This window comes from Furfurilactobacillus entadae, from assembly GCF_045862745.1.
Lineage (GTDB): Bacteria > Bacillota > Bacilli > Lactobacillales > Lactobacillaceae > Furfurilactobacillus > Furfurilactobacillus entadae.
This window is the reverse complement of the sequence record NZ_BQXN01000004.1, coordinates 75,153-94,601: the sequence shown is the minus strand read 5'-3', so window position 1 is coordinate 94,601 and position 19,449 is coordinate 75,153. Positions and strand designations below refer to the sequence as shown.

Here is a 19,449-nt window from a genome sequence, read left to right as displayed (position 1 = left end):
ACACAAAAAAGCTTGTGGCATTATTTCGCCACAAGCTTTTTTATATCCAACTCATTAAGAGAACGGTTTCATTTAATCACATGCCTTAAAGGTATTGCAGGAGTGCAACGATCTTTTTAAAGTCAGCCTCTGACCCCAAATCCGTTAAGATGTAGGTTCGGTCAGCTTGTTCAATCGGCCGGTCCGAAAAATGATCGGATAAGTATAAATCGTAGTGTCGGTGGGGCTGGAATACTTCCACCGTTGCCTGAAGTGTTTGGTTCAAAAAGCTCTGGCACGCCTGAATAAACGGCTGGAGCCACATCGCGCCAATTCCCGGATCGACGGCAACCCGCAAGTGTGTCGCAAACAGATGCCGCGCGTTCAGCTGTAACACCACCATTAATTGAACTAAGTAATCCAAATTAACGTCGATTTCAAATTGTTCCTTCACCAACGCTGCAATCTTTTCAGACAGATCCTGAGCCCAATGAATAATCTGTTCGTTTTGTAAACGTTCATAGTACCGCCGCGTGGTGGCCGGTCGTAGCAGGTTAACGTGCCCTGGGAAAACAACGACATTCACCAACACATGGTACAAATACTTCAACGTGTACTGCTTTGTTTCAACACTTTGCTTTTTCAACAGTGACGTCATGTAGCGTTCCTGAATTTGGTGGGCCATTGCCACAAGTTGGTCCTCATCAGCCGGCGCCGTTAAGAGTGGCGTCCAAAAGTTGGATTTAGACGAGAAGATCTCGTGAGCTAAGCAAAACATCAAAAAGTGTTGCTTGATTCGCCGATTTAACGTCTCTGATGGTGGTAGTAACGCAGTTTGATCCATTAATGACCACAGTTGTTCAAACTGCGAATTATCGCGCATTAAATGACTCGTCATAATGGCATACGGCGTGGACCACCCCTCCAGGTCTTGTGACTGTGAGGCGTTCCGGCGGCGCGTCCGGATGATCAATAACCACGTGTACAGCTTGCGCGGTGCATCCACAGATAACTGAAGGTTCTGGTAATGCGGATCATCCGTTAATCGGCGCACGGCTTGTGCGGCACGTGTATTTTTTAGCAAATACCGTTTATAAATAAACTGATCTTTCGGGCAAACGTTCCACAACAACTCAAACAGCAAATGTTGCACGTTTACCTCATCACCAGTCAGTTCAAAGTGGGTGATTGTTACATTGAAGACTTCAAACAGCTCGTTCAATTCCCCAATCTTTCGATACAACGTGGCGACACTAAGGTTCAATTCGCGTGCTAGCTGAATGTTCGTTAAATTGTTATCCAAAACCAGATGCTCAATGAGCCGAATTTTAGCTGTTTGCAAGTAATACGGGAAAATAAGTGTCTTTAAACTAACCCGACCATTAATTTCAAACGTGACGGTGTTGTCGTCCCATTCAAATAAAACCCGGTACTTTTTTAGGTTTTCTTCCAAGACGTTTTTAATTGACTGCAGATCATCCATCAATAACCGGCGGCTGGAAAAGCGCATTTCTTTCGCAATATCGCCGATTTGGGCACGCCCATTATTCCGGTAAACGTACTGAAGAATCCTAATCTGTCGGCGTTCAAACGGTTCTAGCAAATCCTCTTTATTCATATGCTATCCAACCTCGTTAACAGGTGTTCACTGTCTCTTTAGTGAACAAGTAATTTAGTAAAGCAATTAGTTAAATAAAAACACTAATTATTACAACTACTCCCCCATCAGAGAAATAATTACTTGTTTAATTTTAACACGTTTCTTATCGTAAGCGTGTACAATATCGCTCCGCTTTATGAATTAATTCGCTTAATTATTGTGACCGTTCCAAACATTGAAAATCGACAACCCCCTTAATTTTCGCTTATTTCTCATTCATTTCCTTTGCAATCAACCCTGATCTGCCACATTATCGTTAGCATGAGCTTTACGTGAATCAAAGGTGGTACTAATGGTTGCCCGTTATTCATGCCAATATCATTTATTTTTTCAGCTTAATCATTCTGTTGTCTTGACCTTCCTTGTCAAATAAGGATTATTAACTAATAATGATGACATAATTTTGAACAGATAATCTGTTATGCTTGTAGACGAATCGACAGTGAATTGTCCGCAATTCAATCACCGAACTTTCCCAGTTTATGGATGACACGGTTGGATTCACACCACCGGCAATACCTCACTAAGTGTCGATTCAGGTTTACAACTGGATGTTTCACCGCTTCATGATCGCCACCGAGAGGAGGCGATGCCCATCACTTAAGAGACGATGTTTGTTCGTCGTGCTTGTCGGACCCATCAAACACATTAGGTTAGGCCGCCCCCTCGGATCGATGTCGATTGCTTTCCGGGAGGGCGGTTTTTATCGCCACAAAGGCGCACGCGCCGCCCATTTTTTATCCCATTACCCTTTATCTTTAAACGAACTCACTAAGAATTACGAGGTGTTGTTTATGATTGTGTCAAATGAACAACCGTCAATAAAGGCACTTGAACAGTTGGCGGCTAACCGGATTTTGGAGCAACAGGTGATTGAACGGTTACACGATTATCACCTTAGCCTAACCGAAGTGTTTTGCCTTGAATGTTTCCAAAAGCACCTCCGTGGCAACGAGATTGCTGATGAACAGCGGTTGACCCGGGGCGCAATTTCCACAGCCACTACCCATTTACTGGCCCAGCGGTTCATCGCACCAAACGGCCAGCTGAGACAAACAGATCGCCGATTCAAAGAGTACCACCTAACACCATCTGGTCAACGGATTCTGGCTGAAGCACTTGTTTGCATCAACAGCATCGTTGACGCAAGCCATGAGGACTAAATAACCGCATTACTGACGGTGACTTTCATCATCATTAGTAATGCGGTTATTTGGTTCGCATTAAGGCACATCGTTTAATGTCCATGAAATAATCCCCTTGTAAGTCCCTACGTACACATTGGGGTTCACCTGCAATAAGATTCCCTTTGTGCTTGACCACCCGCTTGCAATGTTAACGGTTGTTTGCCCGCCCTTATCAGCACTGGTTGCGACAACAACATCGTTATCGGTCAGTGGCGTGTCCATTGTGCCGTCGTTGTACACCAGCCCACCGGAAAGGATCCTATTGGTCCCTTCATCAACCAGTTCGGACGCTGAGGCCGTAACCGCCCAACCACTACCAGCACTCCGGGTATCCGTCACTTCAACTGTTGGTGTGACCGTTGGTGCCAGAACCTTCGTCGTTGTCGGAATTGAATCCGTCCCGTAATCAACCGCTTCAGAAACGGTGCCAAAGGAAAGCATGCCAGCAAACCGGGTTACCACGATGTTCACCTCACTGGAAGTCGCTGAATCCAACGTTGCGTAAATGGGGATCGTCAGATGATCACCTTCCGCTAACCCCTTAATTGCGGCGCCGATACCCGTTGTCTTTGAAGCAAACGCAATCCCTGCACTACTATTATTGTTGTTTTGATCAACCGCCGTAATGCCAGCTTGCTTGACCAGCCAGGCCACTGCGTCACTATCAGACATGCCACTGACGTTTTCATAATCACTCGGCTGCAACGTTACATCATTCGTCGTGCTACTGATGGCTAGTTTAGGGACGTATTTTACAGCCACCGTTGCGCTTCCTGCTGTATCAGTCGTATTTCCACTCTTAGGGCTTTCAGTCACCTTAACACTCGTTTTATCTTTCAAAGCACTGCCGACATTTAGCGTATAATTCAAATCGCTGTTAACCGTTGTCGTGGCACTGCTCGCGTCACTTGTGATCGTATCCCCGGCAAACGTCCCCTTCCCGGTAATCGTTGTGTCAGTTGTGCTAATCCCCGTGTCTGTAGTGTTCGCCACGGTTGGCTGGAGCGGGTAGAGAACGGTATTGTCAATTTTTACAAAACTAAAGTAATCGCTCTTATTCGTTGAAGACAGTTTAATCCCTAATCCAAGGTAAATTGGAAAACCAGCGTTGTTAAACGTTGCCTGATTAAGCGTAAATGTAGTTGGTGAACTCGCGTTGAAATTAATTGTATTCCCATTCGTAATCGGAAAGACCACGCCAGAGCTTGCCTGAATCCCAGTTGTAAAGCTATTGGCCGACGCAAATATAAACTTTGAGCCCGTTGAAAAAGTATCACCCAACGTCATTTGAAAACTCGTTGTCCGCTTCGTAACCTGACCATTAACAACATAGTTTGCCTTCAGATTACTTTCAGTTGGATACTTAACCGTCCCAACTGATCCGCCGGAGGAAATCACCCGCGCATTCGAAAAAGCGGCGCCGCTCGTTACCGGATCGTACTGCGTGTCACGACTCTCAGCCGCACTAACACCCATCAGTGACGTCAGCAACATAACCACTAAAACAACCGTACTCTTCATTATTAACTGAATATCTCGTTTGCTCGCTTTCATCTTCACTTCCTCACCTTCATGGGGACATGAGTCATCATTGACGCACAAATTTGTCATTTAGCATAATTAAAATTCCGATTATTACTTATTAATATCATACGATATTACCAATTTATAAGCAATTTTATCCTATTGGATTGCACCCTAACAGTCCACAAAAAAACATCATGTTATGGAAGTCACCTACCTTCCGCAACATGATGTTCTTTATTCTTCTGGTGACTCATTTAATATCCAACGAATTGTACCAAAATACTCGGAACCCGCGTAAACACCTGGGCTAACCTGTAAGAAAATCCCTTTCGAACCAGACCAACTGCTTGCGATATTAAATGTATTCTGACCTGCTGCCTTTGTTCCTGTTGCAATCGTTGTTGTTTCATCCGTCAAGGGTGTTGATGAACTCCCGTCATTAAACACGATCCCTCCTGGCAATTCCTTACCATCCTCATTAGATAGTGATGACGCACTCGCCATTAATCCCCAACGGCTACCAGTAGCACGTGTGTCAGAAACATCTAACGCTAGCGGGGTCGCCAGTGGCAGTGTCGTCGGTTTATTCGGGACTTCTGTCGTTCCAAAGTCAACCGCTTCTGAGACCGTCTCAAAGGTTATCATCCCTGCCGAACGTGTCACGGCAATTGCCACGTCAGCCGAATTTGTTGAACCCAACACCGCGTGAATTGGGATCGTCATGCTGTCGCCGATCCCTAGGGCCGCAATCTTGGCCCCAATCCCCGTTTGACTGGATGCAAAGGTAATCCCTTCACTGCTATTATCATTATTTTTATCAACTGCTGTAATGCCAGCCTGTTTAACAAGCCAGGCCACCGCGTCGGTGTCGGACATTGCACTAACACTCGTGTAATCATCCGGACTTAACGTTAACGCATTGGTCGTGGTATTGACGGAAAGATCTGGGACATGCGTAACAGAAACCTTTTTAGTCCCTGGCGTATCCATACCCTTCGTCCCTGTTTCAGTAACAGTTACATCAGATTTACCCTTTAAGCTACCAACATTCAGACTGTAAGTTAAATCACTGTTGACCGTGGCCGTGGCCCCGCTGGCGTCACTTGTAATGACGTCCCCTTCGAAGGTGCCCTTCCCGGTGATCGTCGTATCTGTATCCTTGACCCCTGAGCCAACTGTTGTTGTCACCGATGGTGCTAATGGGTACAAGATTGCCTTGTTGATTTGGCCAAACGCAAAGTAATCTGCACTCCGGTTACTTGGATACGTGATGTTCGTCGTCACACCAAGGTAGTAGGGACCGGTGCCTAGAATCTGCATCCATAACGCAACGCTCGTTGTGGTATTGAAGTTAACCGAAGAAACATTTCCGCTGTTCATCTGGTTACCTTGGCCACTAGTCGTCAAGCTCGGAATAAACAAGGCCGGTCTCGCAGAACTAATGGTATACGGCGATGTACTAAAAATTCCACTTTTGTAAGTCCCGGCAGAAAATGTTCCTGTCGTTGTCATGTTGACCTCGCTCGTCCGCATCGTAATTTGGCCATTGACAACATAGTTCGCCGTAACTCCCGTAATTGTCGGCCACGTCACCGTCCCCACCGGATTCGTGGATGATGTTTGTGAGCTTGAAAAAATCTGCTTATTAACGTTCGTTGTTAGTCCAGATGTAATCGGACTATACTGCGTATCACGGGCATCATCCGCGCTTGCCGTTGTTATCATTTGCGGTAACATTAGCAAAAGTCCACCACAGATCAATAATAAGATTTTTGCATAATTGTCGGTTTTCTTAAAAAAAGGGTTCATTTTACGCTCCTTTCCGTCTAAATCAACTGTTCCTCGCTCATCACACTTTTTTTACCATAACAACATTAGGCACGCTTTAGAAGTAATGGCGATGATCATATTTAATCCAACGATTGACTCGTTCAGTCTTCGATTCATCAAAACATTTAACGATTAAAATGTTGTTTTAACAACAACGAGCGGCAAACCGGTTTAAACGCCGGTCTGTCGCTCGCTATTTATTTTAAGCATTCAAGGTCTGTTACAGCTCGTCAATTTCGTCATCATCAGGATGGTGGTTCTGCCATACCGCAAAGGCCAACAGGCCCATAATTATCAGCTCGATCATGATCCACGCGTGAACGGTTGCCTTTTGACCCGTTTCGGGAAGTTCACCATTCACAGCGCGACCGCTAAAAAACGAATGTCCTGCTGGTGTTGTGCTTGTTTGGACGGTGGCCACCGTTCCACTAGGGATTTCAACGTTGCCATCCCCCATCGCTGCTTTAACTGACTCGGGTGTTTCGTAAAACGAAACGCGTGCCGTTGTTTGTCCATCATTATCTGCATGAACCGATTGTAGCTGTGCCCCTAGAAGTGCAAGCACCAGACTTGTACTTATTAATAGTACCACTTTGTTTGCTTTCATCTTAATCACCACTTAAGTCCACTCACCTTAAGTTGCCAAAGACTTAGCTAACGGCTAATGTTTCCGTGACTTTTTGCCGCGGTTGCGAATCAAGAAGAAAATCCAAATTCCGAGGAGCACTAAGATCAGCATCCCTAATGCACCACCGATAATGAACCACCAAATGCTGATTCCTTTGTTGTTAACATCCTTCTTGTTGTAAGTCTTGGCTTCTTGTTGGCTAATTGTAAAGTCCTTTGTAAAGTGCCAAGCGTGGTCGGCATTTTTAGCCGTAATGTCAACCTTATACTTACCTGGCTGCAATGTATCTTGGTTATATAACATTTGAATCCGGTAACCAGAGTTAGGCGCCATTTGCACATTCTTTTTGGTCAGCGTCTTCACTGTCTTTCCCGTTTGCTTGTTAATGATTTTTGATTTAACCGTCATGTTCGGGATGATTCTGGCACTGGTATTCCGGATGGTCGGGAAGACCCCCTTATGGGCGTTTGTCATCCCTGCAGAGACCGAACCCATGGCCATCGTGGGGTCCACCTCTTTATCTACGGTGTACTTCATCCCAATGACATATGAGTATTCATTCTGGATGTTCATGCTACCTTTAACGTTCCCAGTTGCCGTTTGATCGGTTCGTTTAAAGTACCAACCACCGAGAATAACACCCTTAAACTTATCATCTTTGGGCATGGTCACTTGCGCCGTGACTTCCTTATGGCCATTAGCAGGAACTGTGACAGTTGCAGGTCCCCGTAATTTCGTCAGGTCGCTCATTTTGTATTTTAGCGTTGAATCATACGTCTTCGTTGTCTTAACGTATTCAATGACCCCATTGCTATTGGTATACGCCGTATGAATGGCCGTTGATACCGTGATGTCCTTATTCGTTAAGTTATAGATTGTGGCCTTCAGTGTTTCTTCTTGTCCCGGCGTCATCTTGAGATCATAAAATGTATTATCTTTATGGATCTGATTATCCGGCAACTCAGCTTTGACACTATACCCAACATTGTTTGTTTTATCTGCCGCGTGCCCGCTAGTAACACCGCCAAAGAAAATCACCGTAATCGCAATGATGACCGTTAACCAAGACCCTACTGTCCGTTTCGACATGAATCCATTCCTCCAAATCGTCCCAAAGTTAATCTGTTCAGTATAGAAAAAGCCGAGCGTGAACTCGGCCTTCTATTTGTGATTATTATATCACGCGAACTATGCGATTATTTGGATCGAACTCTACTTGACCGCTGTAGCAGACAAAGTCCAGTTCATCGTTGTTGAGTAAGCTTCAGCCTTAGCAACGTTGGCTGGAACAGTCAACTTAATGGCAGATGGGTCCATTTGGTCGATCGTGATCCCTGACCCATTACCATCAGTGGCATTCATAACAGTTGCGGATGGAGTTATCTAATGCGTAGCCTGACAAGGCTGAAGAAGTGACCCCGTTACTAATCCCAGTATTGGTCGTGATTTGACTAGCAGCACCAGGTAACGTCAACGTTGCCCCAGTCAACTTGTCACCGCTCGTCGTTGCAAATTGGTCAGCTGCAACAGAGAGGTTCCAACCAGCGTTCGTCCCACGAGAATCAGCAACTTGAACGACAGCCTTACCATTCCACAACGTCTTTGAAGTGCTTGCGTCGTAATCATTCTTGTTAACCACATCAACTTGGTGTGAACCAAAGTCCAAACCGTTCGTTACATAAATCAATGATAAACCACTACCAGGCTTAGCACCGTTGTTTTTGTCAGTTCCTGGCTTAGTCGGATCCGTTGGGTCAACAGGGTTAACGGTTGTCGTTCCGGGTGTGAACGTGGCCGATGCATTCGTGCTCCCCGTTAAGTTAGCAGTGTCGTCAGCTGATGCTGAGATTGCTGGAACAACCATGGAAGCCAAAACGGCTGAAGTCATAAGTACCTTACCAATTACGTTTTTCATTTTGAATATCCCCTATGCTTTCTTGTCTTTATATCTGCCAGCAAGATGTCAAGCTTTCTTACTTGCTGTTTTTGATGACTAAATAATAGCAAGGTTTTTTTGGAAAAACAACAGATGTGTACAATTTAATTTCTCTAAACCCTTTTGCTTACAGGGTTTCTCTAAATAGTTTAGTTACTGAAATTTTTTATTTGATTTAGTGGGTTAATCGTTTGTTAAATCACAGAATTAATTAGCGTGCTTCAAATCGTTCCGCCGCAACCCTTGATGGATCAGTGTTTAAGTTGCCAAAGGCAGAATTCTAGCATTAAGTTAAAATTAATACATTAATTTTTACTCAGCGCGCATCTATTTTGCTTTAAACCGTTAAGATTAAATCGTTCTTAGAAAAAACGCGTTTATCCAGCTAACGAGTGCAACGGCCACTGTTAATCAATAAATCATGGCAAACCACCGGTATAGGCCACTTTTGAGCATAGCAAGCGTCAATTTTTTGATTTATTTCTACCATTAAATAGGATAATCATTATCGCCTTTTCGTTTTGACCTCATTTGGCTATGCCAGCTGAAAATTATTAAAACGCTCCAAAGTGAATTTTCATAAACGCGCGTCTCACTGGGTTATTGATAGGCGCCCGTCAAAATAAGTCATATAATGAAAGTGAACATTAAGTACAACGCTACCATTGTCCTGACAACAATGGCTAACGGCGTTAATTTATTACTCGAAAGGATCATTGTCTATGTATGAACGAAAACGATTTGACCCCTTTTCACTAATTGTTGGGATTCTTGCCGTCATTGCTTCACTCGTTGTTTTGCGTAACCCACTCGGAACGTTACGGGCTTTCATCGTCCTGATTGGAATCCTCGCGCTGCTTGAAGGGATCTTCAAGTTAGTTGAACGGCAAACGTTGCGACGGACCTTCAACTTTAACCCCACCGGTTGGCTCTGGGGTGGGATTTTTGACCTTATTTTTGGTCTTTTGATCTTATTTGTTCCTAGTTTTGGTGCAATTTATATGTGGCTCACACTAGCCATTTGGTTCATTTTAGATTCACTCTTCGAACTTTGGGCAACCCGCTTTATGCGTGGTAACGACAAGAGTTACTACTGGCTCAGCGTTTCATTGGCCATCCTTGGTGTCATCATTGGGTTTGCCCTTTTATTCAGCCCAGCCTTTGCGTTATCAACCGCAACATTCTTGCTGGCCTTTTACCTGATGTTTTTTGGGATCGCCCAAATCGTTCGATCATTCTAACCCATTGCGTTATGGCTTTACAAATCCCATAATTTAATTCAAAGAAGGATACTACCATGGAAAATTACTTACTTGTTGCTGTCGACACCTCACAAACCGCAACGGATGTTTTAGCCTACGCGATCAAACTTGCTAAGCTTGATCAGCTACGCATTCGCCTCATTAGCGTGGTTCATTCCACTTCTAATCCGTACAACATCAGTGTCACAGCAAACGACATTATTACACGTAATGTAACCATGAATGGTGAGATCAACGAAAGTAACCACTCACTAATCGACAACACAAAGCGGTACCTGACCCAGTTAGTGACTGAACAGGGCCTTGCCGAAACGGACGTTGATATTCAGGTCCTTCAAGGCAACACCAAGCAACAGTTGGTTCAATCTGCGTCAGAAGCGGACGTTCAACAAGTCGTTATGGGGGCCCTTGGAACCCATAGCCTGACGGGAAACCTTCTTGGTTCCGTGACGGATTACGTCATTCGGCAATCAAGCAAAACAGTCACCGTCGTTAAGTAACACCAAAAAAGCAATCGGACTCATTTCATAATGAGCACGATTGCTTTTTTAATTTTAAATCATCGCTTTTAATGATGCTGATCTTCCTCGGTAGCTAACGCATTCAGTTGTTCCTCGGCCATGACCATCGTTTTATTAACCACGCCAAGACACTGGTCCAACATCTTTTCACCGGCAGTCGTAACTTGATAGTGCTTCAGTCGCCGATCACCATGAATCACCTGGACGGGGGCAATCAAGCCCGCTAGTAAGAGATTTGTCAGCGTTGCTGATAACATGCTCTTACTTAGTTGATAATGTTCACCAATTTCCGATGTGCCACATTCCTCGCGCAGTCCTTCTAGAGCAGCAATTTCAGCAAAGCCAACATCGAAACGATGCAGCTGTTTAATGGTCGTTAGGTAAACGTCACGGTATTGGTATAACCGGTTCACCATTTCAGCTGATTCTGTCACATTTTTCATCATTTTTAATCATCCTCTCCTAGACTTCCGTCGTATTTGACCTGTATCTCTTTCCGTTATGCACTTTGTTCAACGACTACCGGTTCACTCATCAACCGTTTTGTTCCGTCCAAGTTCACCCAACACGAGGGCCCCGCTAACAAAACCGCCGTTGTCGCTTCATGCGTTAGCTGAATTTCTAGCAGTGACGCGCCCACTTGAAGTCGGAACGTCAGGTCCGTTAATTCCGTTGGGAGGCGGTTTTGAACGGTAACCACCCCATCTGTGACGGTTAATCCGGCCAATCCGTTCGTTAACGTTAACCACGTACCGCCAAAATTAGCTTCATGCAAGCCATCCGCCGTGTTATGTTGCAGATTCGCCAAATCCAGTTGCGCCGTATGTTTCAGGTACGTCATCACCTCCTTTCGGTCACCCAACCGGGCTGCAATGATGCCAAAAATTGAGCGTGACAACGATGAATCATGGGTTGTCACCCCTTCATAATAGGTAAACTCACGTTGCACTTGTGCCAGCGAAACATCACCTTCAAACAGGTATTCGGCCATCAGCGTATCCGCTTGCTTAGCAACCTGATAGCGATAGATCACTAAGGGGTGGTAATACCGAAGGAGGGGCCGTTGATTGGTCGCCATCGTTTTCACCGGCCAGCGTGGTTTATCCAAGAAGTCGTCATCCTGGGCGTTAATTTTTCGCTGCTGGTCGTACGGTAAGTACATCGCGTTCGCAATTGCCAGGAGTTCGTTCACTTCCTCCCAGTCCGTGCCGTAGTCCGCCAGATTATGGTGACCACGCTCCGTTATGAGCCGCGCAATCTGGTGAACCAGGCGCAAATTCTCTTTCGCACACCGGTTTGTATAGTAGTTATTATTGACCATGGCTGTGTATTCATCCGGACCGGTCACCGTCCACAATTCAAACTGGCGGTGTCCATGGGTCGTTGCCCACGAACCAAATTCACGCCAAAACCGGGCCGTTTCCAACACCATTTCAAAACCCGCCGTTTCCAAAAATCCCAGGTCATTTGTTCCTTCATAGTAGCGCCACACTGACAGCGCAATGGCTGCGTTGATGTGATACTGCGCCGTTCCGGCCGGGAAAAAGGCTGATGTTTCCTCGCCACCAATGGTTCGCCACGAAAACAAAGCGCCCGCCGTTACCCCAAGTTCCCGTGCCCGGTGCCGGGCTGTTTTCAACAACCTGTAACGGTACATCAACAAGTCTTTAGCGACCGCTGACTGCGTGTGAATGAAGTACGGCAACATGTACATTTCCGTGTCCCAGAAGTAGTGGCCCTCATAGCCGCTCCCCGTCAGGCCCTTAGCTGGAATACTTGTCTGGCCTCCCCGTGGTGCCGCTTGATTCAGCTGAAACAGATCATAGTGGATGATCCGGTTCAGTGCTGGTGCGCCGCCTACCGTTACGGTCGCTGTCGTCCACACCTGTTCCCAATAGCGTTTCGCGGCGGCAGCCACCTCATCGTAGCTCCCAGGTTGGCGCGTTATTTTCGGTGGTTGGCTACCGCCCACTTCTGAAATTTGTGTGGTGTACACGAGCGTTGCCGGTTTCGCTACGTTGACCCGCTGCCCATGAAGGTGCGCGCCATCATGCACAGATTGTTGTAGCAAAACGGAGCGCTCACTTAGCGTGGCCACCACGGCCAACTGTTCCCTATCAGCCGCCAACCACCGCTTTTGGGTCGTTAACGTTGATAAGTGTCGTGATTGGCGCGGATCCGTCGACGCCACCTGTTTTTCTGTGGTCAGATAATCCAACCGTTTATCCACCACCACATCCCCATGGTAGGTGCCGGCCGACAACACGAGCTTCATCGCATACGTCGTTTCCGCCTCATGATCCATTACCGTCACAAGTTTGAGCTTAATCATTTCATCAAACGCTGTCACAGCGTCATACCACTCCATCAGCTCCCCAGTTTGGAGATTAAGCTTTGCGTTCGTCAAATGTGCCGTTGTGAACGGATGGTTTTCACTGGTCTTTAAGCTGAGTTGCCGCAGGTTCGGTAAATTCACGATGGTTTGATGATCTTTTGGGTACCCAACAGCCGTTTCACCATACACAATTGGGCTTATTTCGTAAAAGCCGTTCACTAATGTCCCCTGATTTATCGGTTCCCCCACCGGGCTTTGGGCCTGCACCCCCACCCGGCCGTTCGCAAGGGTAAAAATACTCGCTAGGTAGTTTGGCTCCCGTTGGGTAACCTCCGCCAATGTTAAAATCATGTCCGCTTCTGTCCTCAACTCGTGCCCCTCCATTCGTTACTGTCCCAGCCAAAAGTCATCCAGATGCCATAATTCAGTGAGCCACTGGAGCTCGCTTTCAAACCAGGTGGCCACTTGTGGCACCACGTAATCATGACCAAACGTTGGCCAGCCACGATCAAAGTTCTTGGGAAAGGCGGACTGTGCTGTTGCCAGTGAGAGACCATGTGGCCCCTGATTGTAAATCACGCTTTCAACCGGAATCCCCGCCTGATTAAGCGCTTCTACATATTTAATGGTGTTCACGACCGGCACCAATTCATCCGTTTGGGTTGCCCAGATAAACGTGGGTGGGTTCTTTTGATTAACCAGTTCATCAGCTTCGACGTTTTCTAAATCCCCCCGGATTTTTGTTGCGACACCTGCGTCGGTTGGCCAGCCTAAACGTAGTCCGATCACCGGATACCCTAGCGCAATGGCACTCACCTTCACGTCCTCATTGGCCGCCAATTCCAGTGGGGCGATCGTTTCCTCCGCCCACCACCGGTCAGCATACATCGCCGCAACGTGACCACCAGCTGAAAACCCAGCCAACAAGATGTGGTTCGCAGAAATTCTCAGTGAGCCAGCATGCCGTTTCAAATACAACACAGCGTTACCCACCTGAGTCAACACCGTTGGGTAAATGGGCCCGTCCTCTAGCAGCCGATATCCCAGCGTTACGGCGACAAACCCCTTCGCTAAGTAATTCAACGCAACCATCTCTTTTTCACGGTCAGACTGATATTCAAAACCACCGCCAGGAATAATGATGACGACGGGACGGCGGCGGGTCATGTTAAAATCCGCCACTTGATCCGGGACATAGATTTTGATTGTGGCCCCCGTTTTCATGAGTGAAACCTGCTTGATTTGCATGGATTACCCCTCCATCTCTTCACCGGTTACTGCTGTTGTTACTGAAGTGACTTCTTCCCCAACAGATTCAGCGTTAGGCAACTTCTTTTCATTTAAATGGTAGAACTGCAACAAGATGATGATGACAAACGCCAAAATAATTGGTAGCCAGACAAAGTCGAGATTAATCGCATGCATGGCACCCGCCGACTGAATCTTCGCCTTGGAGGCAAATCCACCAAATGACAGAACCCATCCGGCAATTCCACCACCTAGTCCCATACCAAGCTTTGCACCCACCATCGGTACTGATGACAGGAACCCTGGCTCATTGATTCCCAACCGCAACCGCGAATACTCTACGGTGTCGGACACCATCACGAAGATAATGGTGAAGATGATGCTCATGGCAATCATGGACAGAATGTTCCCACCAAACAGGATCACTAGACTTTGGGTCTTCACCCCAAGAGGCAAGACGCCTTCACCAACGATCATCAGCACCAAAGCCCCCGCCATGATGTGGCGGTTCTGGAATCGTCTGCTCAAGATTGGTACCAGCACGTTCCCGATGACTGCAATGATGTTTAAACTAACAAACAAACTTGTTAGATCCACCCGGTTATAAATAAACTGAAGGTAATAAATTTCCGTCGTCATCCGAACGACCCAAAACGTTTGAACCAGAATGCAGCTCACACTGAGAATGACCCACGGCCGGTTTGCCGCCGCTCCCTTCAGTGATTGACCGATTGATAACTTTTGCTTTCCTGGTTCCGTAGTCGCCGCTTTAGGCACTTGTTCATGCAGATTTAAGAACGCCAATGTGAACAAAACCGCAATCCCGATTCCAACGATGATGCCCCACAGCTGCCAACCGGTGCGGCTAGTATTCGATCCACCGAGCCACTTGACCATCGGCAGTGTTGCGGCGCCCATCAGTGTGGCCCCGATGTTTGTCATCACTAACCGGGCACTGGCTAGATTAGCCCGCTCGCCCGGATCCTTTGATAAATTAGGCAGGATGGCCGTAATTGGTGTGTTTGCCCCTGAGTAGGTCAGGCTAAACAACGTGTAGATCACACTCACCCACACCATTTCGAAGACCTTATTGCCGGCAAACGTTGGGTTGATAAACAGCGCTGCTGATAACACCCCAAGCGGAATCCCGAACCAGATAAAGTACGGTCGGGCCTGCCCATGTTTTGTATTGGTATGGTCAATTAGAAACCCGAAAAACATCCCATCAAACGCATCGATAAACCGAACAACCATGAACAAGGTCCCAACAAATGCTGCGGTCAGACCTAAAACCGACGTGTAGTAATACAGCAAGTACAGTCCAACAATTTGCCAGATAAAGTTTCCCGCCATATCCGTAGCACCATAGAAAATCCGTTGGCGCCACTTTCCCGTTGCCTTCATGATTTCATCTCCTTAATCGTTTATGAAAACGCTTTCGATACGAGTATAACGATAATTGGTCTAGGTTAAAATCCATTCACTTACTGAATTAATCCGGTTTTTTAACTTAAATAATTGAAGATTTGCAACCAGTGAATCGTTCCCGACCGTTAAGTTCTTCAAAAAATCGCTTCATAAAAAAGACTGCTTTCCCCAACAAGTTGAAGAAGCAGTCGTTTTATCGCAATGTCACCATTACCAGTCACCGGAGTTCATTTCGAGCCCGGCGGTACTGCGATGGCGTTTGCTCATAGTGCTTTTTAAACAGGGTGAAGAAATTCTTGGCCGATCCAAACCCCGTTTGCTCCGCCACTTCGTTAACCGTTAACGTCGTCGTTCGCAATAATTTCTCCGCCTGCTCTAACCGCACCGAAATGAGGTACTCCCTGGGTGAAACGCCGGCAAACGAACGAAAGTATTTTGAAAAATATTGTGGCGACAAATTATGGGCAGTACTAAACGCCTGAAGATCGATCCGTTCAGCATAGCGTTGGCGTAACTCCGCCTGGATCTGTTGGATATCCTCTGGAAGAACCGTGACATCATCCTCGCGTTTTGTCAGGATCAAAAAGCGACGTAAAATCTGACTGGCAATGTCATGCAAGTTTTGCAACATCTTGATCGACGCAACCGTTGTCGTTTCACCCTGCCGCTCCTGACTCGCAATGTTTTGTAAACACTGCCGAATTCGGGCGTAGTCACTGCCGACCAAACTTACCGGCTGATCCATGAACCGAATCTCATTTCGGGGAACCCGTTCGCTCACCAACCACTCTAACGGAAATAGCAGCGTCAGTATTTCATCATTCGGTGTAATGTACGTATCAAAGCTATGAATCACATTGGAATTAATGAGAATCATCATTTCTGTCGCTAATTGGTATGTTTGCTCACCAATGCGGGCAATGCCGGGCGTGCCTTTAAGCACATAGGTCATCTCCACTGAATTGCGCCAATGCGGATCAACAACCCGGTGTAACTGACCCTTGTGTAAAAGAATCCCCACCGGAAAATCCGTCTTATACACAGGTTGCTCGTGGCTAACCGTTTTCATAATCCGCCCCTCCGTTCATTTTTCAAAAACATTTATCATCCAATAAATTACCCAAACCATACGCCATTGGGTGTTGCGTGCTTTCTCACCTTTACGAAAGATACTGTTTTTTTGTATAAAATATTTTATAAAAAATAAAGCACGGTCCCATTCGTTAACTTTTTAATGGATTATCCACTAAATCACGTTTTTAGCGAAAAACTTTTTATCCCATAGACCAATCAGATTCATCACTCTTGTTTATCCATTAAAATGCTGACATGACGGGCATTCTAGTTGTAAACAACCTGTCGTAATTAGCCAAACCAATCAGTAGTTTTTAAATTAAATCATTCAATTCATTCGGTTATCAAGTGATTGTCGCTTTCATTGGTGGTATTATAATGATGTAAACGATTAACAAGTGCACAATTTATTTGAGCCCTACATAATCTGCTAATCTTAACCATGCACACATGGCAACTAACCACAGGTTTTATCCCAACGTGACGTTGGCTTACCGGAGGAACCCATTGATGGAAAAATGGACCATTGAACTCACAGAAGATGAGGCTGACCTAGTTAACTGGGTCTTTGCCGTCAAAAAATTTAAGCCCTCAGCCATTGATCTCTTTGATGACTTTGAAGATTATCAAGGCGAGTTGCTTCAAATTTTAGAAAAGGCTCGTGAACGTAATACCATGACAATCGTCAAAGAAGCTTAATTTTCAAGACCAAAAATAACGGACGGATTATCGAGAGTGACTTCTCGACGATCCGTCCGTTATTTTAATTGGCTTGTTATCCTAACAAAAAACCGTCAGCCACGGCCCACGGTCAATCGTTAGCATGAGGTGGTCACCTAAATGTCATTGGCTTTGAACAAGTAAGTGAAATTCATTAGGGAAAAGCTCGCCCGTGTGTTTACACGGCGATACAACCCTCAACAAAGCGTAGGGGATAATCCACGCTTACCGGTGACCTTCAACACTAATTGATGTCATGTCAACAGTCTTTGGCATGACTATAACAATGGTGTCATTGTAACGGCTTTTCCATAATCAAGCAACCGTTAATTTTGCCACCCGATCCGTTGCTACTCCTTTAATTGAAGACAAACGTTAATGGATCAACCATTGCCACAATTAACCAGAAGCAATAATAAAATTAACTTTCTTAAATTAGTTCTTCTTCTTGACACATAAAACATTAAACTATCTAATTAAAAACCATTTCCTGTCCCATCCAATAGTATGCCAGTACCTAGCCCTAACATTTGTCAAAGTGGGCATGGATGAACTAAGATACGGTTATTACTCGAACTGTCAATCCCATTGACAATAAGGCGGCCAGTTCATCCCCTTCGACCCTGATAAGGATATTAACCCATGTTTAGAGAACAATTATTGACCCCGCATGACACTTTGATTTTTAAACTCATCAACCGCGTCAACGCGCAAAATGGTCCCGTCCGAAAGGCCGATTTAGCGGACCACTTAAAGATCAATGCGTCATCATTAGCGGCGTTATTAAATGAAACACAGCAGTTCATTGATGCTGATGACCATCATGAAGCACTCTATTTCAAGGTTAATCCGCGCTCCGTTGAGTTGAACCTTAACGGCCAGTGTACCATTGCGGATTTTTTATACCCGCTTATCCACCGTTCCGACCTCTTTCAAATCATCATGCACCTGTACCACGCACCGACACTGACCATCACCCAATTAGGCACTGAGCTATTGGTGAGCGATGCCAGTATCAAACGCCGGCTGGCGGATCTTAATGACTTACTGGCCGAATTCAATTTATCCTTTCAGCAGGGGCGCCTCGAGGGTTCAGAACTTCAAATTCGTCACTTTGCCTTTGAATTCATGACCCATTTAATTCCCGAAAATCGACGCGCGCTCCCTGTACCTTCAGCCAACATTAACGATTTTATCGTGGCGTTTCAGCGGCTTTTCCACGTTACCCTAACGCCCATTCAGGAACAGCAACTAATTGTTTGGCTCCAGCTCTCGTTAACACGCACGAAGGCAAACCAGTCGCCAGATAAAACAACGCCTGACTTTAGCGCCCTCGCTGAATTTGACGACCTCACCATTCTCTTAAAGCGGTCCCTTTTTTACCAACGGGAAGACGCGCTCCCCTTTGAAGTCAACGCGTTACTATGTCACTGTTTCACTGACGACCTTTTTACCAGTAATGATGACCTCCTGACCCGCATGGTCACCATTATCGAAGCACTTGAACCACGAATCAAGAAGACGAACACCTTCATGCTCAGTGAAATGACCCTGTCCCACCTGACCTCAGACAATCAGGATCACTGGCTTCACCAAAACATTACGAAGACCCACTTTCAGGCCCGCGTTTTGCCGGGTTACATTTTCATCATGGACAAGCTCTACCTCCACTACTATTTCGAGGCCCACAAAAATCTGCTTGATCAAGCGTTTCTAACAGAACCCGTTATTCGTCAAGCAACAAAGCTTCTGGGCGTTCCGTATAGTCGTGAAGCGACCTACATCCGTGCCAGTTACACCCGGTTATCAGCGGATCTCATTCATCATCCAGATCATTACATTACGGTCGGGATCGACTTTACGTTCCCAATGTCGCTTGATGGCAACATTGCGCAGCAAATCCGCCACGCAATTTCGTCAGGGATCGACGTCGTCTTTTTGCCCAACTCACGGCACCAACAATTCGATCTCATGCTTATTGATCACTCGGTGCCAACGTTTCATCACCAATGTCCCCACTACTACATTTCAAATTATGGGACCCAAAAGGATTACACCAATCTTGCCCATCAGATTACTGCCCTCTATGCTGCCAAATACGCCTAATTAACGCC

At 46.0% G+C, this 19,449-nt stretch carries 17 protein-coding genes; 5 read left to right on the top strand and 12 right to left on the bottom strand.

Annotation, left to right across the window (positions count from 1 at the left end; translation table 11 throughout):
• Window positions 1–85: 85 nt before the first annotated feature.
• Window positions 86–1,597, bottom strand: coding sequence for a helix-turn-helix domain-containing protein (locus ACKTR5_RS03130; protein WP_407879101.1), 1,512 nt, complete (start codon window positions 1,595–1,597; stop codon window positions 86–88).
• Window positions 1,598–2,433: 836 nt separating this feature from the next.
• Here ACKTR5_RS03130 and ACKTR5_RS03125 point away from each other — a divergent pair.
• Window positions 2,434–2,802 (top strand): hypothetical protein, encoded by a 369-nt coding sequence (locus ACKTR5_RS03125; RefSeq protein ID WP_407879100.1) that lies wholly within the window; start codon window positions 2,434–2,436, stop codon window positions 2,800–2,802.
• 60 nt (window positions 2,803–2,862) lie between these two features.
• On the opposite strand, the gene ACKTR5_RS03120 is transcribed toward ACKTR5_RS03125, so the two are convergent.
• The 6 genes from ACKTR5_RS03120 to ACKTR5_RS03095 all read right to left on the bottom strand — a co-directional run bounded on the left by ACKTR5_RS03120 (window position 2,863) and on the right by ACKTR5_RS03095 (window position 8,726).
• Complete coding sequence (locus ACKTR5_RS03120) at window positions 2,863–4,386, bottom strand: hypothetical protein (RefSeq protein WP_407879098.1); 1,524 nt, start codon at window positions 4,384–4,386, stop codon at window positions 2,863–2,865.
• Between the two features lie 201 nt (window positions 4,387–4,587).
• Window positions 4,588–6,090, bottom strand: a complete 1,503-nt coding sequence (locus ACKTR5_RS03115) for an autotransporter outer membrane beta-barrel domain-containing protein (protein ID WP_407879096.1) — start codon at window positions 6,088–6,090, stop codon at window positions 4,588–4,590.
• 313 nt (window positions 6,091–6,403) lie between these two features.
• Complete coding sequence (locus tag ACKTR5_RS03110; protein ID WP_407879094.1) at window positions 6,404–6,790, bottom strand: hypothetical protein; 387 nt, start codon at window positions 6,788–6,790, stop codon at window positions 6,404–6,406.
• A gap of 54 nt (window positions 6,791–6,844) precedes the next feature.
• The gene (locus ACKTR5_RS03105; protein ID WP_407879092.1) at window positions 6,845–7,900 is read right to left on the bottom strand and encodes a DUF916 and DUF3324 domain-containing protein; all 1,056 of its coding nucleotides are present in this window, start codon (window positions 7,898–7,900) and stop codon (window positions 6,845–6,847) included.
• Window positions 7,901–8,023: 123 nt separating this feature from the next.
• Window positions 8,024–8,173, bottom strand: coding sequence for a WxL domain-containing protein (locus ACKTR5_RS03100; protein ID WP_407879090.1), 150 nt, complete (start codon window positions 8,171–8,173; stop codon window positions 8,024–8,026).
• Window positions 8,160–8,726, bottom strand: coding sequence for a WxL domain-containing protein (locus tag ACKTR5_RS03095; protein WP_407879088.1), 567 nt, complete (start codon window positions 8,724–8,726; stop codon window positions 8,160–8,162). The genes ACKTR5_RS03100 and ACKTR5_RS03095 overlap by 14 nt, the downstream gene beginning before the upstream one ends.
• Window positions 8,727–9,469: 743 nt before the next feature.
• Between ACKTR5_RS03095 and ACKTR5_RS03090 the strand changes: the two genes are divergently transcribed.
• Window positions 9,470–9,988, top strand: a complete 519-nt coding sequence (locus ACKTR5_RS03090) for an HdeD family acid-resistance protein (protein ID WP_407879087.1) — start codon at window positions 9,470–9,472, stop codon at window positions 9,986–9,988.
• A 56-nt stretch (window positions 9,989–10,044) separates the two neighbouring features.
• A complete protein-coding gene (locus tag ACKTR5_RS03085) occupies window positions 10,045–10,509 on the top strand; it encodes a universal stress protein (RefSeq protein ID WP_407879086.1) in 465 nt (154 codons plus the stop codon).
• Between the two features lie 68 nt (window positions 10,510–10,577).
• On the opposite strand, the gene ACKTR5_RS03080 is transcribed toward ACKTR5_RS03085, so the two are convergent.
• The 5 genes from ACKTR5_RS03080 to ACKTR5_RS03060 form a co-directional block, all read right to left on the bottom strand.
• Entirely contained in the window at window positions 10,578–10,976 is a 399-nt protein-coding gene (locus ACKTR5_RS03080) for a hypothetical protein (RefSeq protein WP_407879084.1), read from the bottom strand.
• Window positions 10,977–11,029: 53 nt separating this feature from the next.
• Window positions 11,030–13,234, bottom strand: a complete 2,205-nt coding sequence (locus ACKTR5_RS03075) for a glycoside hydrolase family 65 protein (protein WP_407879083.1) — start codon at window positions 13,232–13,234, stop codon at window positions 11,030–11,032.
• Between the two features lie 18 nt (window positions 13,235–13,252).
• Window positions 13,253–14,113 (bottom strand): alpha/beta hydrolase, encoded by an 861-nt coding sequence (locus ACKTR5_RS03070; RefSeq protein ID WP_407879081.1) that lies wholly within the window; start codon window positions 14,111–14,113, stop codon window positions 13,253–13,255.
• A 3-nt stretch (window positions 14,114–14,116) separates the two neighbouring features.
• Window positions 14,117–15,517 carry an MFS transporter gene (locus ACKTR5_RS03065; protein WP_407879080.1) on the bottom strand — a complete coding sequence of 467 codons (1,401 nt, stop codon included), beginning with the start codon at window positions 15,515–15,517 and terminating at the stop codon, window positions 14,117–14,119.
• Between the two features lie 241 nt (window positions 15,518–15,758).
• Window positions 15,759–16,610 carry a helix-turn-helix domain-containing protein gene (locus tag ACKTR5_RS03060; protein ID WP_407879078.1) on the bottom strand — a complete coding sequence of 284 codons (852 nt, stop codon included), beginning with the start codon at window positions 16,608–16,610 and terminating at the stop codon, window positions 15,759–15,761.
• 515 nt (window positions 16,611–17,125) lie between these two features.
• Here ACKTR5_RS03060 and ACKTR5_RS03055 point away from each other — a divergent pair.
• Together ACKTR5_RS03055 and ACKTR5_RS03050 are read left to right on the top strand one after the other, a co-directional pair.
• Window positions 17,126–17,314: a hypothetical protein gene (locus tag ACKTR5_RS03055; RefSeq protein WP_407879076.1), complete on the top strand. Its 189-nt coding sequence runs from the start codon at window positions 17,126–17,128 to the stop codon at window positions 17,312–17,314.
• Window positions 17,315–17,977: 663 nt separating this feature from the next.
• Window positions 17,978–19,441, top strand: a complete 1,464-nt coding sequence (locus ACKTR5_RS03050; protein WP_407879075.1) for a helix-turn-helix domain-containing protein — start codon at window positions 17,978–17,980, stop codon at window positions 19,439–19,441.
• Window positions 19,442–19,449: the final 8 nt, after the last annotated feature.

Coding starts and splice junctions, on each gene's coding strand:
- ACKTR5_RS03090 (WP_407879087.1), top strand. CDS start 9,470: ATGTATGAACGAAAACGATTTGACCCCTTTTCACTAATTGTTGGGATT.
- ACKTR5_RS03065 (WP_407879080.1), bottom strand. CDS start 15,517: ATGAAGGCAACGGGAAAGTGGCGCCAACGGATTTTCTATGGTGCTACG.
- ACKTR5_RS03055 (WP_407879076.1), top strand. CDS start 17,126: ATGGAAAAATGGACCATTGAACTCACAGAAGATGAGGCTGACCTAGTT.
- ACKTR5_RS03110 (WP_407879094.1), bottom strand. CDS start 6,790: ATGAAAGCAAACAAAGTGGTACTATTAATAAGTACAAGTCTGGTGCTT.
- ACKTR5_RS03060 (WP_407879078.1), bottom strand. CDS start 16,610: ATGAAAACGGTTAGCCACGAGCAACCTGTGTATAAGACGGATTTTCCG.
- ACKTR5_RS03125 (WP_407879100.1), top strand. CDS start 2,434: ATGATTGTGTCAAATGAACAACCGTCAATAAAGGCACTTGAACAGTTG.
- ACKTR5_RS03080 (WP_407879084.1), bottom strand. CDS start 10,976: ATGATGAAAAATGTGACAGAATCAGCTGAAATGGTGAACCGGTTATAC.
- ACKTR5_RS03050 (WP_407879075.1), top strand. CDS start 17,978: ATGTTTAGAGAACAATTATTGACCCCGCATGACACTTTGATTTTTAAA.
- ACKTR5_RS03105 (WP_407879092.1), bottom strand. CDS start 7,900: ATGTCGAAACGGACAGTAGGGTCTTGGTTAACGGTCATCATTGCGATT.
- ACKTR5_RS03100 (WP_407879090.1), bottom strand. CDS start 8,173: ATGAATGCCACTGATGGTAATGGGTCAGGGATCACGATCGACCAAATG.
- ACKTR5_RS03130 (WP_407879101.1), bottom strand. CDS start 1,597: ATGAATAAAGAGGATTTGCTAGAACCGTTTGAACGCCGACAGATTAGG.
- ACKTR5_RS03095 (WP_407879088.1), bottom strand. CDS start 8,726: ATGAAAAACGTAATTGGTAAGGTACTTATGACTTCAGCCGTTTTGGCT.
- ACKTR5_RS03070 (WP_407879081.1), bottom strand. CDS start 14,113: ATGCAAATCAAGCAGGTTTCACTCATGAAAACGGGGGCCACAATCAAA.
- ACKTR5_RS03115 (WP_407879096.1), bottom strand. CDS start 6,090: ATGTTACCGCAAATGATAACAACGGCAAGCGCGGATGATGCCCGTGAT.
- ACKTR5_RS03085 (WP_407879086.1), top strand. CDS start 10,045: ATGGAAAATTACTTACTTGTTGCTGTCGACACCTCACAAACCGCAACG.